Genomic DNA, 15972 nt, shown 5'->3' with positions numbered 1-15972 from the left:
AGATCAGAGGTCGAGTTCAATCACGCCTTCAGGTTCAGCCGCGCGGCTTTGGCACAGGATGATCGCATCCTCGCGCTGCTTGTTCGACAGGACAAAGTCGCGATGTTCGATATCGCCGGAAATTACCACGCATTTGCAGACCCCGCAGATGCCGTCTGCGCATTTGACATCCACATGGATACCGGCCTCGTTCAGCACCTGAGCGGCGTCTCTGTTCTGCGGGACAGTCAGTTCCCTACCCGACTTTGCCAGCTTCAGAGTGAATGGGTGGTTCTCGTATTCCGGCTGCTCGGGAACTGAGAAATACTCCAGATGACGCGCCTCCTCGGGGAAACCCTGCCGCTCAGCCGCCGCGATGACCGCGTCCATGTAGCGATCCGGCCCGCACGTGTATACGTGCCATCCTTCCTGATAGTTCGACAAGATCGCATCCAAATCGGCGCGCGTACCTTCGTCCGAGAAATGGTAATGCAAGTGGTCCGCCCATGGCATTGCCGCAAGGTCGTCCAGATACCCGGCCCCGGCGCGTGTGCTGGCCGAGTAATGCAGCTCGAACGGTTTGCCCAGCGCGTACAGGCGATGCGCAAAGGCGATCATCGGCGTGATTCCGATGCCACCTCCCATAAGGAAGGTCTTGGTTGCACCCTCATCCAGTTCGAAGTGGTTGATGGGTTTCGAGATGAAAACCTTGCGCCCTTCGTTGAAAATTCGATGCAGTAAGGCAGACCCACCCCGCCCTTCATCCTCGCGCAAGACGCCGATCTGATAGACAGACCTGTCAGACGGATCGCCCGACATCGAATACTGGCGCAGGAACTCAGGCGCGACCAGCACATCCAGATGTGCGCCCGCTGTCCATCCCGGCAGGGGCGCACCGTCCAGCGATGAGAATTCGTATTTCGTAACATCGGCAGTCATCTTGTCGGCTTTGGTCAATTCGACCCGCATGACAGGCGCATCCCCGGCGACTTGATACCGATGCACAACAGACATGTCTCCGCCCGCCTTGCGGGACTTGTATTCCTCGGCAGTTACCATCGCCTGATAGGCTGCGATCCCGGCCTCGCGGTCCATCATAAAGGGATACGGCCAGGGATGTGGGGCCAGATAGGCGGGATAAACGGCAAGCGTCTGATCTTCGTATTTCAGGTCCAGGTCCGTCCGCAGGTTACGCCGGTTCAGCGGATGCTGCGTCGGGCGATAGGCACCGTCCGACTGTAACTCGATATCCCACCACCATTTCTTGACGTCGTTCAGACCGCCATTGCCCACCGCGTCATCCAGCTTCGCCAATGCCGGCGCGGCCTGAGGGATATTCATCGCCGCCCAGCGGAACGGCCTTTCCTTGAAGATACCTTCGAGGTTCCAGGGACAGGTTTTCATGCATCGCCCGCACATTGCCCCGCCGGGCGTGGTCACGCGGTAGGTCGCGCATTTCTGGCTGTCGGATTTCCAGATTTCATAGCCGTTGAACATCAGTTTCGGCCCGGCGGTAATCGCGCCCGAGGGGCACTCGCGCGCGCATTTGTTGCAGCTTTCGCAAAAGGTCTGCAGTCCAAAATCGATCGGCTTGTCATGCTCCATCGGCATATCGGTCGTCACCGCACCGGATTTCAGGCGCGGCCCGAGATAGGGGTTTAGAATAACCTCACCGATCCGGCTGACCTCTCCCAATCCCGACAGCAACAGCAAGGGCGGCTGCAGCACCTCTCCATCCATCACAGTATGCGCCTTAGCCTTGTAACCAAGGTTACGGATCTGCTGTGCGATCACACCACCAAGCAACGAGAAACGCAGATAGGCCCGCATAGACTGGGCAACGCTGATCCAGTCGTCACCGCTGGCGCCTTCCATGGTCTCATAGCCCTGATCGATGATCATGCTGATCGCCTGATCATGGGACGGGTTGATCACTTCACCGGTGGCGTCGTGGGAATACCACGCCCATTCCGGGCAGCGGCTGAGGCCCACGGCATCGACGCCGAGGAAATAGGTCGCAGCCTTGATGTTCGCGGCATTTCGGGACGCATCGCTCGGACACGGGCCATTTGTGCTGTCGCCATCCTGCAGCAACACAAATGCCCCAAGTGAACGACGTTGCGCGAAACTGGGGGCGGCCTTGCGCACATAGTGCCCCCCCTTTGCTGCATCCTGCAGCGGTTTGCCCATATCCCCGAATTGTGCGCGGGCAAACATGTCAGCGCGCTTGGGCACACGAGCGACATTCTCTTCGTCAATATAAGTTGTCGGGTCATCGACGCGCCTGAGCTTCTCGAACGGATGCGCCCCGTCCACATAGCGTCGTTTGGCGTAGGCATCGCGGTTCAGCGCGTTCTTGGCAAACCCTGTTCCCAACCACCACGACGGGCCCTGCGTACGGAACCACGGCTGTTGCGCCATCGGCCGCAACGGCTGATCATGCGCAATCTCCATCTCGGTGGTCACAGCCGCCAGACCGAAACGCTTGCCCAACCACGGGACAACGGCCTCGCCATCCTCAATCGAGGCCAGACCCGCAGCCACCGCCAGCTTACCCAGATCGACCTCCGAGGACATCGAGGTATGCGCTCGCGCGTCGAACCCCAGCAGCCGGATGTAATTAGCTATCACGACGGCATTCTCGGTCGCCAGCAAACATGCACGGTGATCCTGCGCGTCCATGATCCAATCCGTGCCCGGCTCATCAGGGTCGGGGTCGCGGTTGTGCTCATAAAGAAAGACGATGGTATGGCGGTGCGTGTCCATCGGCTTGGGCGCGGCCTCCATGCTTTCCTTGAGATCGGCCATGATCAGGTCGATCCCCGAGGCCAGCGTCTTGGTCTGCCGAGTGCGCAGCGCATGGGCCAGACGGTCGATATCAGGGTTGCGCCGCGGTTCGGGCAGCAGCGCATCGTTCGGAAGCGGACCGCAGCCCATCATCGACGCATCGTTGAAGTATCCAAACGCCTTGAGGTGATCGGCGCGTGTGGCAGGGTCCGCTGGAATCTCGGACATAACCGGGTTTACAAAACCGTCCCGGATGGCGTCCATCATCGCCTGAAATTCGCCCATCGCGTTGACGATGCTTTGGGGCTGATCCGGGCGATGGAAACTCAGCGCTGGCATAGGCTTTAGGGACGAAAAGTCCGGCATTGCAATTTGCCGCGCCAACCGCTCCAGCGGATAGGGGCCCATGTGGACCGGTCGGTTCTTGTCCGAGAAAAAGCGGATCCCCATTGCGCGCCTCCTGTTTCTGACTGTCACCTAATGTGCAGTGGACAGTAAATCCATTCATGAATAGTCATAGACAGTATGAACAAAACTGATTTTACGGATTTGGATGGAAAAGTCCTGCGGGTGTTTCTAACCATCCTCGAGGAAAGCTCCGTCTCAAAGGCAGCCGACCGACTGGGCGTGACGCAATCGGCAATCAGCCATACGTTGTCCAAGCTACGGTCGGTTCTGGGCGACCCGCTGTTCGTGCGATCCGGACAAGGGCTGACACCGACCGAGCGCGCATTATCGCTGAAAGACCCGGTGCAACATGTGCTGGACGGAATGCGCGCGCTGACTGAAGATCGCCCGTTTGATCCGCTTTCAGAAGAGATGACATTTCAGATCGCTACAAACGACATGCCAAGGGAACTGATCTTCCCGCAGCTGCTGCAAGAGGTTCGGGCCGAAGGCGTACGGTTGGGACTAGGTTTTATTCCGTCCGGGGTTCCGGACCCGGACCTGCTGCGTAGTGATCGGTGTCAGTTGATGCTGACCCCGCTCCCTCCGGACGGGCCGGACATCTTTCAGAAACGTATCCTTAGCAGCCCCTTGATGATCTTTTTTGATGGCGCGCGGCGATCTCCTCCGGGCAGTTGGGAAACCTATTGTGTCACCGAACATGTCGAGGTGCGATTTGCAGATGGGCGCAGCTCGCGCGCGGTAATGCGAGGCGTCGATCAAAGCCAGATCCGGCCACCCACCGTGATCCTTCCGCATTTCAATGCGATTACGTCATTTGTGAGGGGCAGCGATCTGATTTCAACCGACACTGCGCTGATGAAACATGGCCCGCTGGCATCGCTGGATTGTGCGCCCCTGCCCTTCGAATGTGAGCCTGTCTCGATCTACATGGTCTGGCACCAACGGTCATCCAACGACCCGGCACATCGTTGGTTGCGGGACCGGATCGAAAGGATCGCAGGTACACTTCAGGCCTGAGACAGCAGCCAGTCTTTCATCAGTGCGACAAGCGCCGGTTGGCGGGGTTGTTTGGGGGTTATGATGTAAAACCCCAGATCCTCGACCAATTCGTCGGGGATCGGGCGCACCAGTTGCCCTGCGGCAAGTTGTGCTGAAACCAGAGGTTCGTTGGCCAGCGCCACCCCCTGATCCGACACTGCCGCGTCAATTGCCAAGCTGGTTTGGCTGAAACTCATGATCCTTGGCTTGCCCGAGACGCCTGCGCGCTGCAGGAACAGCGGCCAAAAGCCGTGCGTGTCATTCAACAGCATATGCTTCAGCAGGTCGGCAGGCTGGGCAATGTCTGCTGCGATTTTGGGGCTGCAGACCGGAACGAAAGTTGTTGAGAAAAGCGGCTCTGCGGTCAGATCGGCCCCGAACGGCGCGCGCCCTTGCCGGACCGCTATATCTACGCCGTCGCCTTTGAAACTCGCCAGGCGTTCCCGCGCGTCGACCTGAACCGCAATGTCCGGGTGCTGCTCGGTAAAGTTCTGCAATCGCGGGACCAACCACTTTGACGCGAAACTAGGCGTCACCGAGATGGTAATTTGTCGGTCGCCGGACAGGTCTTCGACAGCTTCTTCGATCAACCTGAAGGCCCGCCGCATCGGCGCATGAATTCGCCGCCCTGCCTCGGTCAGGGCTAGACCGCGTGGCAGTCGGTCAAACAATTGGATGGCCAATCGGGCCTCAAGCCCCCGCACCTGTTGGGCAACCGCACCCTGCGTAACGCCCAACTCTTCTGCAGCCAGACGAAAGTTCAGGTGCCGCGCCGACGCTTCAAAAGCCCGAAGTGCGTTCAGTGGAGGAAGAGCGGTCATCGCAGAACCCAGTAGTTTTTCTACAGCATAAGGCCAGCAGAACTGATTGGTCAATCCGACCAGCAGGGCCCATTCTTGTACGATCGACATATGGAGAATTCACATGACCAAAGTGGCGCTGATTACGGCTGGTGGGAGTGGCATGGGCGCGGATTCAGCCCGGCGGTTGGCCGCGGACGGGTTCAAGGTTGGAATACTGTCCTCCTCGGGCAAAGGCGAAGCCCTGGCCCACGAGTTGGGCGGAGTGGGCGTAACCGGGTCGAACCAGTCCAACGACGATCTGCAAAAGCTGGTTGATGCGGCGATGGCCCATTGGGGGCGGGTCGACGTTCTGGTCAACTCGGCCGGTCATGGACCGCGCGCGCCAGTACTGGAGCTAACGGATGAAGACTGGCACACCGGTATGGACATCTATTTCATGAACGCTGTCCGCCCGACGCGTCTGGTAACACCGATCATGCAGTCTCAGGGCGGCGGGTCCATCATCAACATCTCGACCTTCGCCGCGTTCGAGCCTGACCCTGTTTTCCCAACCTCGGGCGTGTTCCGCGCTGGTTTGGCCGCATTCACCAAGCTCTTTTCGGATCAGTATGCTGCTGACAACATCCGTATGAACAATGTCCTGCCCGGTTTCATCGACAGCTTGCCTGAGAAAGAAGAATTCCGCGCCCGCATCCCGTTGGGCCGCTACGGACGCAGCTATGACGAAATCGCCTCGGTCGTGGCAATGCTGGCCTCCGAGGGCGGCGGCTATATCACCGGCCAGAACATCCGGGTCGACGGCGGCATCACTCGCGCGGTCTGAGGTCAGAACCGAGCCTTGATAAAGTGGGTCAGCGCCGCGCCGGTTTCAAAATACGCGCGGCGCAGGCCGGTCCAGCTTTCGCGATGGTCCGTTACTGCGGGCACGGGCAATATACTCTGGTCGTCTTTCAGCAGGCTTTCTGCAGCAAGGCGACCGAAGACGGTACCTGGTCCGATCCCACGTCCCGAATAGCCGTGAATTGACAGGGCATTTGGGCCGATCTGTGCAATCTTCGGAATATGATCCGAAGTCATGGCGATGCGCCCATGCCATCCTTCGATCAACGGCTGATCCGCCAATTGCGGGTAGAGCTGCGCCAGTTTTCGCTTGATCCAGCTTTTATGAATCGTTCCGCCTGCCTGATCCAGATCACCCATAGCCCCGATGACAAACCGCCCTTCCTGATCCATTCGGAACGAGGTCATGATAAGGCCGGTATCCCAGCAACCTTCGCCCCCCGGCAGGACGCTGGCCCGCAGGTTGTCCGACAGCGGGGCCGTGGCGTACTGAAAGTAATAGACCGGCACATAAGCAGGGGCCGTGGCGGTCAGTTCGCGGTGATAGGCATTGGTGGCTTGCACCACTGATTTGGCGTGCACCGTTCCCTTTGCCGTATTCAGCACCCAAACGCCATCCACGTGTTGCATCGACTGAACCGGGTTTTGCGTGAAAACCTGCGCACCCGCTTCAACAGCAGCGCGGGCTAGCCCATACACGTATGCCAGCGGTTGTATCGTCCCCGCACGCGGGTCGAACAGAGCGCCATGAAAGGCCGCACTGCCTGTGCGCTGACTTGCCTGCTCGGCAGACAGGAGTTCAACCGGCGCGCCAGCGGCGCTCAACTGCGCTTGGCGCGCTTTCAGATCCCGAAAGCCCGCAGCAGAATGCGCACAGTGCAAAGTGCCGTTGCGCACAGGCTCGCAGTCTATCCCGTGCTGGTCGATCAGATCGAAAACCTCTGACGGCGCCGCTGCCAACAGGTCAATCAGGCGATCCCCTGCTTCATCTCCCAAATGCGCGCGAATTTCAGCGGGCGGCAACCACAGCCCTGCGTTCGCCAGCCCGACATTGCGCCCGGACCCGCCATGCCCGATTTCCTGCGCTTCAAGCAAGCAGACGGACGCCCCGGATTTCGCGGCGGTCAGAGCTGCGGAGCAACCGGTATAGCCGCCACCTATGATCGCCAGATCAACCGAGACGTCACGGGTCGAAACGCTGGGGTCGACGTGCTCGCGGCAGGTTTTCAGCCAGAGGGACTGGTCGTGGTCGCTCACTTCACGCTCCTTGAGTTTGCGCGGATCATCAGGGCACCGTCAGCCGGTTGCAAGCACCCGTTGGTCGTCACGTCCCATGGCAATCAGGAAAGGCTGCGCATCCTGTTTTGCCTGAAACGCCGCCTTGTCGCCCATACCACGCCAATCCGCCAGCACCAGAGACTGCGCCACCGCACCTCCCAAAGTCGCGCCGGGGCCGGTGACAATGAACAAATCGGGTGCAAACTCATGCGCCGCAGTCTGAATTGCACGGCTAAAGTCGTAGGCCTCGGTCACCTGATGCCCAAGCGTGTAATCCCACAATGCCTCGGTATCCGTAGCACCGGGCCACCAGATCTTCCCACGCCCATCAATTAAGGCTTGCTCGGGCTGACCAAACAGATCAGCGCCCAATCTCGCCCGCCCCTCAGCCGCGACCGGAGCCTGCAAGGACGTGTGGAACGCGGCATGGTTCGCCAAACGCATCGGAAAACGATCCTGCACCGTGGGTTGTGAGGCTTCGAACGCCTTCAGTCCCTTTTCGTTACCCGCCAGGACCAGCATTCCACCCAGATCAATGGACAGCGCCAGATCATGCCCATCCATCGCATTGATCCCCCGTACATCCGACAGCAGGTCAGCTTTGCGGGCAGCGTCGTCAGCCCAGTCGTCACCAACAAAGGGGTAAACCAACTGACCACCGATCAGGTGATCCTGCATCAGCGTGCCCATCGTGTTTACAACTCGGAATCCGTCCTTTGGAGACAGTGCTCCGGCAGCGGCCAGCGCAATATACCAACCCATCGAGTTTCCGGTGACCGCGACCACCTCGATATCGTCCGCAAGCGCCTGCGCGTCCGCCAGCGAGGCGGCATAGATCAAGGGTGAGGCGACATCTCCGCGGGAATACTTGGAGACTGTGTAACGTGCCGCGCCGTCCAGCGCGGTCACTGCATCCTGCCCGACCTCGGCGCGGATTGCATCAAAGTCTCGGAACAACTCCATCCGATCCGCATGGTGGCGGTGCAGATATCCCAGTTCCGGTTTGTTGTAAGTGCCCCGACCAGGGCATATGACGACTGCAGTGCGGGTCATGCGCGGCCTCCGGTCAGTTTGAGCGCAGCTGTGACAATTCCATCCTTTGACGGCAACGGTGCGGCATAGGCGGGGCCAGTGGCGATAAAGCAGTCTTCGGCCACAACGCGCGCCGTCGGGATATCCCCGTTGTCTTCGTTGAAGAAGGTCATCAAAGCCTCGGACTGGCTTCCTGTGCGGCGGCATTCGTCAACGATCAGGATGTGCTTGCAACCCTTGGTGGCTTCGCGCAACGCAACTACGGGCAGCGGGGAAAGCCAGCGCATATCGATGATCCGGGGCTTTAGACCGGCGGCCGCCAGTTCAGGCAAAGCCTGTTTGGACAGGTAGTGCCCGTTGCCATAGGTAACGATGGCCAGATCTGTGCCGTTGCCGTGCACGCCGACTTCACCTAGCGCGATGCGCTGATCTGGCGATGGATAAGTGGTCATCCACCCGGCGTCCTGCGCTTCATGCAGATCGCGCATCGGGTAAAGCGCGATGGGTTCGAGGAAGACTACCACCCGCTGCTCTTCGCGCGCTAGGCGCACGCATTCGCGCAGCATCTGCGCCGCGTCAGCACCTGTGGACGGGCAGGCTATGATCACACCGGGAATATCCCGCAGAACAGCCAGCGAATTGTCGTTGTGGAAGTGGCCACCAAAGCCTTTCTGGTATCCAAGCCCGGCTATCCGCAGGACCATCGGGTTGGTGAACTGCCCGTTCGAGAAAAACGGCAAAGTCGCAGCTTCGCCCCTGATCTGGTCCTCGGCATTGTGCAGATAGGCAAGGAATTGGATTTCGGGGATCGGAATAAACCCGTTGTGCCCCATGCCGATAGCCAGCCCCAGAATGGACTGCTCGTCCAGCAGAGTGTCAATCACCCGATCCGGGCCAAAACGTTGCTGCAGCTTCTGGGTCACGCCGTAAACGCCGCCTTTGCGACCGACATCTTCGCCCATGCAGACGATCTCTCCATGTTCCAGCATCAGATCGGTCAGCGCCCAATTGATCAGGCGGCTCATGGGTTGTGGATCATCCATCGCACGCATGTCTCCGCCAAAGGCCTTGGCGCGCGTTTCGGCGCTGGGACCGTTGGTGGGTTTGCAGGTTCGTTTTGGCGGGATCAGGCTGGCCATCACTTCGGATGCATTGGCCAGATGCGGTCGGGCTGCGGCCTCGGCAGCGATCCGGTCGGTCCGATCACACGTGTCCTGATAGATTTTCAGCGCCTGATCCGGAGTCAGCGCCTCCGCCTGATCCAACAGGCGCACGGTGTGCAGCAGCGGATCGTTGGCCTCATCCGCCTCAACCTCGGACTTGGAAAGGTAGGTGGTCGGCACATCTGCCCCAGCATGGCCATAAAGGCGAACGGTTTTCAGGTGCAGGAACGCCGGTTTGCGGCGGGTCCGGGCATATTCGGCTGCCTCCTTTGCCACTGCGTAGGTGTCATAGATGTCCAGACCATTGGCCTGAAAGTACCTGATCCCCGGTCGATGCTCCATCGACGCTTGTATCCAGCCTTTCGGTGTCTTGACCGAGATGCCAATTCCGTTGTCCTCACACACGAACAACAGCGGCAAGGGTGTCGATTGCACGCTAGTCCAGCCTGCCGTGTTGATCGCGCCCTGCGCAGTAGAATGGTTGGCCGAGGCATCGCCGAAGGAACACATTGCGATCCCATCCTCGGGCAGCTCGCGGTGTTCCGGGGCATGCCGTCGCGCCGCACCCAGTGAATAGGCCGCGCCTACCGCCTTGGGCAAGTGACTGGCGATGGTCGAGGTTTGGGGCGGAATCGTCAGTGCCTTGGACCCCAGCACCTTATGCCGGCCGCCCGACGTCGGGTCTTCTTTCGAGCAGGCAAAGCTGAGCAACATATCCCACGCAATCTGCTGGCCCGGCACCTGTTCTGCCCGTGCTATCTGAAATGCCGCGTCCCGGTAGTGAAGAAAGGCGATATCTGTCGGACGCAGGGCGTGGGCGATGGCCGCCATCCCCTCGTGCCCCGAAGAGCCGATGGTGTAGAACCCCTGCCCGGCTTTCTGCATCGCGCGGCTGGTCCGGTCCAACGCACGGCTGAGAACCTGCGACCGAAACAGCGACACGGCGTCCGTATTGCTCAGTCCAGATTGAGGGTTAGCCCCTTCGGGAAAGTCGCGCTTGGCGACCCGTGTCAGGAAATTCTCGTGAACGATCTGGGCGCGGTCCATTGGATAATCCCGGTCTCCTTTGATTACAGTTTGGCGGTGGCGTCCGCGATACGGCGCACCCCTTCTTGCAGGCTTTCAGTGGCATAGGCAAAAGAAAGGCGCAGATGTCCAGGCATCCCGAACGCGCGCCCGGGCACAAGCGCCACACCCGCCTCATCAAGCAGATAGCGGCAGAATTCGTGATCTACGGGCATTTTCTCAGGCGTTTTGGGAAAGACATAGAACGCACCGTCTGGAACAGCACATTCCAGCCCCGCGGCATTCAGCCCCTCGGCAACAAGATCCCGACGCGCCTGCATCGCGTGGCGACGTTCCTTCAGAACCTCCTGCGGACCGGTTATCGCCTCCAAAGCAGCCGCTTGCGCGATTGAACACGCACCAGAGGTGATTTGTCCCTGCACCGCGATCATCGCCTTGATCAATGCGGCGGGCCCGATGCCCCACCCAATACGCCAGCCCGTCATGGAATAGGCCTTGGATACGCCGTTCACGATCAAGGTTCGGTCCGCCAACTCGGGGACGGCCTGCACAAACGGTGTGAACGGGACGTAAGAAAGGTGCCGGTAAATCTCGTCTGAAATCACCCAAACCTTCGGGTGCTTTTGCAAGACCGCACCCAGCGTCCGCAGTTCCGCCTGCGTGTAGACTGCCCCGGTGGGATTCGACGGCGTATTCAGCAGCAGCCACCGCGTGCGCGGGGTAATCGCGGCCTCCAGTTGTTCCGGCGTCAGTTTAAAACCCTGCGAGGCCGGGCAGCTCAGCACAACAGGAACTCCACCTGCCAGCCTGACCATATCCGCATAGCTTGTCCAGAACGGCGCGGCCGTAATCACCTCATCGCCGGGGTTCAGAGTCGCCACCATCGCGCCTGACAGAACCTGCTTGGCACCTGTCGACACGATCACGTTTTCTGACTGCACGTGAGCCTGGGATGCAATAGCCGCGCGGAGCGTCTGCGTTCCAGCCGTTGCAGGGTAACGCGTCTGGCCCTCAATCGCCGCGCGGTGGGCAGCCTCAACTACATGCGGTGGCGTCGGAAAATCGGGTTCCCCCGTGCTGAGCGCAATCACATCCACGCCTTGCGCGCGAAGACGAGCTGCCTGTTCCGATATCCTGACGATTTCCGATAGCTCAATCCCTTTCAGCCGTTCCGAAGGCTGAAACTCTTCAATGCTGCTCACAAGTGTCATCGGTCACATCCGAACTGTTGGGGTCTATGTCTGTATCGGGCTGGCAGGCGGCAATTGCCAGTGATATTCCGTGTGAAAGGTATGAGGATTAGTCATATGATAGCGCCACGTCGGTTCCTGCCCTCAATCCCCTCACTGCTGGCCCTTGAAGCAGTTGACCGCCTCGGTAGTGCCTCGGCGGCAGCGGAAGAATTGTCGCTAACCCAAAGTGCGATCAGCCGGCAGCTCAAGTCCATGGAGGAACAGCTGGGTGTCGCGCTTATTCAACGCAACCAAATGAGATTGCACCTGACACCGGCAGCAAAAGACTATGTTCAGGTCGCCCGCACGGCGTTGAACCAACTGGCGCAGGCATCCCTAAAGTTAAAGGCCAACCCAACCGGCGGATCGCTGAACCTGTCGATCCTGCCCGCATTTGGAATGCACTGGCTGGCCCCGCGACTGCAAGACTTTGCGCGCCGCCATCCGGAAGTGACCGTGAACCTGAGCACGTGCCTCAAGCCGTTCGATTTCGAGGCTGAGCACTTTGACGCCGCCATTCACTTTGGTCAGAAGGATTGGGCGGGGGTGAACTACCTTTCGATCATGCGCGAAGGCGTACTACCGGTATGCGCGCCGGACCTTCTGCCCGCTGAGCGGCAGGATTTGAGCTGGCTGATGAAAGCGCCCCTCCTGCACCTGGAAACCAGACCAGATGCGTGGGAACGATGGTTTGCCGCTCAGGGGCACGACGCATCGGGGATGCGCGGAATGCTTTTTGACCAATTCTCGACCATGGTACAGGCTACTATCCACGGCTTGGGCGTGGCGCTTCTGCCCAGCTATCTCATCGAAGAAGACCTGAAAACCGGCAGGCTGGTTCCGGCCTGGGAAGGGCCACGCGTTAGCCTTGGAGAGTTCTTTTTGGTCTGGCCAACCGCGCGACCGGAATCCGAGCCGCTGAAATCATTTCGATTGTGGCTCCAAGACCAAGTCGGGCAAACCTGACGGCAATCCCAATACCAGCCCCTCACCCTGCGCGGCCTTCGGCCGTGCGTCCTGCGGACGGCGGGAAGTGCCAGGCAGGCGCGGGCTGCGCCCGCGTCTGCCTGGCCCAACGGAAGGAGACGTTTTGCAAAAAACGTTGACGACGGGCGGGAGATCCGTCGGTGCCTTATTTGTCCAGAGAACGGGCGATCAGTTCCTTCATGATTTCGTTGGTGCCCCCATAGATCATTTGGACGCGCGCATCCGCATAGAGGCGGGCGATCGGGTATTCCATCATGAACCCGTAGCCACCGAACAGCTGAAGACACTCGTGCATGATCTCGTTCTGCACTTCGGATCCCCAGTATTTCACCATCGAGGCTTTCGCCGCATCCAAAGTACCCGCCTGTAGCTGAGCGATGCAATCGTTGACGAAGCTGCGCAGAACTTCGGCCTTGGTCTTGCACTCGGCCAGTTTGAAACGCGTGTTCTGGAAATCCATCACACGTTGACCAAAGGCCTTGCGTTCCTGCGTGTAACGCACGGTCTCGGATATCGCGAAATCGATCGCACCCAGAGCCATGATGCCGATTGTCAGACGCTCCCACGGCAACTGCTTCATCATCTGATAGAAGCCTTGGCCTTCCTCCGGGCCGAGCAGGTTGGTCATGGGTACTTTGACATCTTCAAAGAACAGTTCGGCCGTGTCATTGGCTTTCATGCCGAGTTTCTTGAGGTTGCGCCCGCGGCGGAATCCTTCCGCTCCCTCGGTTTCGACGGCGATCAGGGACACGCCCTTGGACCCCATCGTTTTGTCGGTCTTGGCAGCCACCAGAATTAGGTCTGCAGACTGCCCGTTGGTGATGAAGATCTTGGACCCGTTCAGACGATAGGAATTCCCATCTTTGTCTGCCGTCGTGCGAATGGACTGCACGTCAGATCCGGTCCCCGGTTCGGTCATGGCCAACGCGCCAACCAGTTCTCCTGATGCCAGACGGGGTAACCACTTCTGTTTCTGGTCCTCGCTACCATAGGCGGTCAAGTAGTGGACAACGATCGATTGAATCCCAAAACCCCAGCCCGAGTCCCCACGCGCGGATTGCTCGTACAGCGTGACCGCGTCGAAACCGATCCCACCGCCTACGCCGCCATATTCCTCAGGGATTGCGCCAGCCATCAGCCCCATGTCGCCGGCCTTGTTCCAGAACTCGCGGTCGACCACGCCATTCTCGTTCCAACGCTCGATATTGGGCACAAGCTCGTCGTCCATGAACCGGTTCGCCATTTCGGCGAACATCTGGTGTTCCTCGGTGACCCAATTGGCTGTGGAGGTGAAAAGCGACATGTAGGTTTCTCCCGACTCAGATTTCGGTCAGGGTAACTTTGGACACCCCGCAAACCAACCCATCCAACGGATTGCAACGCAACGTCTTTTCCGCCCGGATTCCAGATTTTGCAGGCTGTAACCTTACCGAGCCAAGGCGTTTTCCACCAAAATCCGCGCCGCTGCCTTGGCGTCTTGCGCTGGATCACAACTTTTGACCAGAACCGCGGTGACGATCGCGCCCTCTTGCAACAACAACAACTGGCACCCCAGTGTATTGGGGTCACGCGCGCCCGCCTTACGAGCCAAATCGGTGAAAAACTCCAGCAGCACTCGCTTGTGTTCAGCCGCCTGCGCATGGATCGGGTGATCCTTGTCCTGGTATTCGGCTCCGGCCTTAATGAACATGCAACCGCGAAAGCCGTCCTCCTCAAACCATTCGCCAAGCGCATCAAAACTGGCAATCAGCTGCTCGGCCGGGGAATCCGCAAGCTCTTCGACCCGGCGAAGAAACCAGTTGCGGAAATTCTCATCTCGCAGACGCAAGGCGGCCAAGATTAGTTCTTCCTTGGTACGAAAGTGCTTGTACATCGACGTTTTGGACACGCCTGTCTCAGCCACCAGCTTGTCCATACCGGTGGCGTGAAACCCGTCACGATAAAAGACCTGCAGAGCCTTTCGGACCAGCTCGTCACGTTTGTTTGGGCGCATTTTCTGGCTCCTACGCGTACTGATCGGTACATAATGTGCTTTAGCGGCTTCTGCAACACTGTCGGCTCAACCTTTTGTTTTTGCTGTACCATCCGAAGATCCATCAACTGAGAGGCCAAATATCTTCAGTTTGGCACTTGAAAAAGTTTACCGTTCAGTACACATATGTGCAAAGATGTACCGATCAGTAAACCCCGGAGCAATCATATGCGACGCCGCGCCAGACCCTTTCCATCTCAGTACGTCCCCTTGCTTTTGACCATCGCCCTGATTGCAGCCTCATTGACGTGAAAGACCCGCAAATGAACCGCCCTCCTCTGCCCCCATTCACGCTGGAAACCGCAACACAGAAAGTGCGCATGGCGGAAAACGCCTGGAATAGCCGCAACGCGGATGTCGTGACCCCGGCCTATACCGACGACAGTCAGTGGCGAAATCGGGCCGAATTTCTGAGCGGGCACGAAGACATCCACGCATTTCTGACACGCAAATGGCGCAAGGAACTGGACTATCGGCTCATCAAGGAGTTGTGGGCCCATTCAGGTGACCGCATCGCGGTACGTTATGCCTATGAATGGCGCGACGACAGCGGTCAGTGGTTCCGATCCTATGGCAACGAAAACTGGAAGTTTGCCGAAGACGGCCGAATGGCTGAACGGCACGCGTCATTGAACGACTTGCCGATATCCGAAGACGAACGCCTGTTTTTCTGGCCCCAAGGCCCCCGCCCCGACGACCACCCCGGCTTGTCCGAACTGGGACTTTGAAAGGACATCTCATGCCCCGCGCCTTTTCCGAACTGACATTCACCCCCACCGTTCGCGCGCATCAGGAACGGATGGGATCGGCCAATACCTACGCCAAATTCATTGAGGGAGGCCCGCAGCAGGGTCATGAAATCGGTGAAGCCGAAAAGGCGTTTATCCAAGCGCGGGACGGGTTTTACCAATCTACCGTTTCTGAGACCGGCTGGCCCTATGTTCAGTATCGCGGTGGCCCGGTAGGCTTTCTCAAGGTTCTGGGGCCGAAAACAATCGGGTACGCCGATTTTTCAGGCAACAAACAATACATCTCGCGCGGGAATTTGGACGGAAATGACCGGATCGCGATGATCCTGATGGATTACGCCAATCAGCGTCGTCTGAAAATTCTGGGCCGGGTCGAGTTCACAGAAGGTGAGACCGCCGCGGCCAGTCTTTACCCTGAAGGCGCCGAAGCCCCAGCCGAACGCGCCGTCATCATCCGGGTCGAGGGGTTGGACTGGAATTGCCCGCGCCACATCACACCTCGCTTTACCGAAGCGGAACTGCGCCCCCATCTCAACACGCTGGGACAGCAATTGGCCCAACTTCAGGCTGAAAACGAAAAGTTAAAGCAAAAGCTGGCAAGACTGTCCTGATCCC

Annotated in this window: 13 protein-coding genes; 5 read left to right on the top strand and 8 right to left on the bottom strand. The window is 59.0% G+C overall.

The annotated features are described in order from the left end of the window. Positions 1 to 3: 3 nt before the first annotated feature. Complete coding sequence (locus ACR0J0_RS05890) at positions 4 to 3216, bottom strand: reductive dehalogenase (RefSeq protein WP_480662026.1); 3213 nt, start codon at positions 3214 to 3216, stop codon at positions 4 to 6. Positions 3217 to 3291: 75 nt separating this feature from the next. On the opposite strand from ACR0J0_RS05890, the gene ACR0J0_RS05885 reads away from it, so the two are divergent. After that, positions 3292 to 4194, top strand: coding sequence for a LysR family transcriptional regulator (locus ACR0J0_RS05885; RefSeq protein ID WP_480662024.1), 903 nt, complete (start codon positions 3292 to 3294; stop codon positions 4192 to 4194). On the opposite strand, the gene ACR0J0_RS05880 is transcribed toward ACR0J0_RS05885, so the two are convergent. After that, positions 4185 to 5126, bottom strand: a complete 942-nt coding sequence (locus ACR0J0_RS05880; protein WP_480662022.1) for a LysR substrate-binding domain-containing protein — start codon at positions 5124 to 5126, stop codon at positions 4185 to 4187. The genes ACR0J0_RS05885 and ACR0J0_RS05880 overlap by 10 nt on opposite strands. A gap of 13 nt (positions 5127 to 5139) precedes the next feature. On the opposite strand from ACR0J0_RS05880, the gene ACR0J0_RS05875 reads away from it, so the two are divergent. Beyond that, positions 5140 to 5841: an SDR family oxidoreductase gene (locus tag ACR0J0_RS05875; protein WP_480662021.1), complete on the top strand. Its 702-nt coding sequence runs from the start codon at positions 5140 to 5142 to the stop codon at positions 5839 to 5841. Between the two features lie 2 nt (positions 5842 to 5843). On the opposite strand, the gene ACR0J0_RS05870 is transcribed toward ACR0J0_RS05875, so the two are convergent. Genes ACR0J0_RS05870 through ACR0J0_RS05855 form a run of 4 tightly spaced genes read right to left on the bottom strand, consistent with a single transcriptional unit; the run spans position 5844 to position 11568 of the window. After that, on the bottom strand, positions 5844 to 7115 hold the full coding sequence (locus ACR0J0_RS05870) for an NAD(P)/FAD-dependent oxidoreductase (protein ID WP_480662019.1): 1272 nt from the start codon (positions 7113 to 7115) through the stop codon (positions 5844 to 5846). Positions 7116 to 7154: 39 nt separating this feature from the next. After that, on the bottom strand, positions 7155 to 8189 hold the full coding sequence (locus tag ACR0J0_RS05865; protein ID WP_480662017.1) for an ACP S-malonyltransferase: 1035 nt from the start codon (positions 8187 to 8189) through the stop codon (positions 7155 to 7157). After that, positions 8186 to 10378, bottom strand: a complete 2193-nt coding sequence (locus tag ACR0J0_RS05860) for a dehydrogenase E1 component subunit alpha/beta (RefSeq protein WP_480662015.1) — start codon at positions 10376 to 10378, stop codon at positions 8186 to 8188. Before ACR0J0_RS05860 ends, ACR0J0_RS05865 begins: the two co-directional genes overlap by 4 nt. A gap of 23 nt (positions 10379 to 10401) precedes the next feature. Then, complete coding sequence (locus ACR0J0_RS05855) at positions 10402 to 11568, bottom strand: pyridoxal phosphate-dependent aminotransferase (RefSeq protein WP_480662013.1); 1167 nt, start codon at positions 11566 to 11568, stop codon at positions 10402 to 10404. Positions 11569 to 11664: 96 nt separating this feature from the next. Between ACR0J0_RS05855 and ACR0J0_RS05850 the strand changes: the two genes are divergently transcribed. Continuing rightward, positions 11665 to 12555: a LysR substrate-binding domain-containing protein gene (locus tag ACR0J0_RS05850; RefSeq protein WP_480662011.1), complete on the top strand. Its 891-nt coding sequence runs from the start codon at positions 11665 to 11667 to the stop codon at positions 12553 to 12555. Between the two features lie 166 nt (positions 12556 to 12721). Here ACR0J0_RS05850 and ACR0J0_RS05845 read toward each other — a convergent pair whose 3' ends face one another. Together ACR0J0_RS05845 and ACR0J0_RS05840 are read right to left on the bottom strand one after the other, a co-directional pair. Next, a complete protein-coding gene (locus tag ACR0J0_RS05845; protein WP_480662009.1) occupies positions 12722 to 13879 on the bottom strand; it encodes an acyl-CoA dehydrogenase family protein in 1158 nt (385 codons plus the stop codon). A 123-nt stretch (positions 13880 to 14002) separates the two neighbouring features. Then, positions 14003 to 14569, bottom strand: coding sequence for a TetR/AcrR family transcriptional regulator (locus ACR0J0_RS05840; RefSeq protein ID WP_480662007.1), 567 nt, complete (start codon positions 14567 to 14569; stop codon positions 14003 to 14005). Positions 14570 to 14871: 302 nt separating this feature from the next. Here ACR0J0_RS05840 and ACR0J0_RS05835 point away from each other — a divergent pair, with 302 nt between their 5' ends. Together ACR0J0_RS05835 and ACR0J0_RS05830 are read left to right on the top strand one after the other, a co-directional pair. Beyond that, on the top strand, positions 14872 to 15336 hold the full coding sequence (locus tag ACR0J0_RS05835) for a nuclear transport factor 2 family protein (protein ID WP_480662005.1): 465 nt from the start codon (positions 14872 to 14874) through the stop codon (positions 15334 to 15336). Positions 15337 to 15347: 11 nt separating this feature from the next. Further along, positions 15348 to 15968 carry a pyridoxamine 5'-phosphate oxidase family protein gene (locus ACR0J0_RS05830; protein ID WP_480662003.1) on the top strand — a complete coding sequence of 207 codons (621 nt, stop codon included), beginning with the start codon at positions 15348 to 15350 and terminating at the stop codon, positions 15966 to 15968. The last annotated feature ends 4 nt before the right edge of the window (positions 15969 to 15972 follow it).

This window comes from Ruegeria sp. BF12, from assembly GCF_056538705.1.
This window is presented reverse-complemented; position numbering and strand designations above follow the sequence as displayed.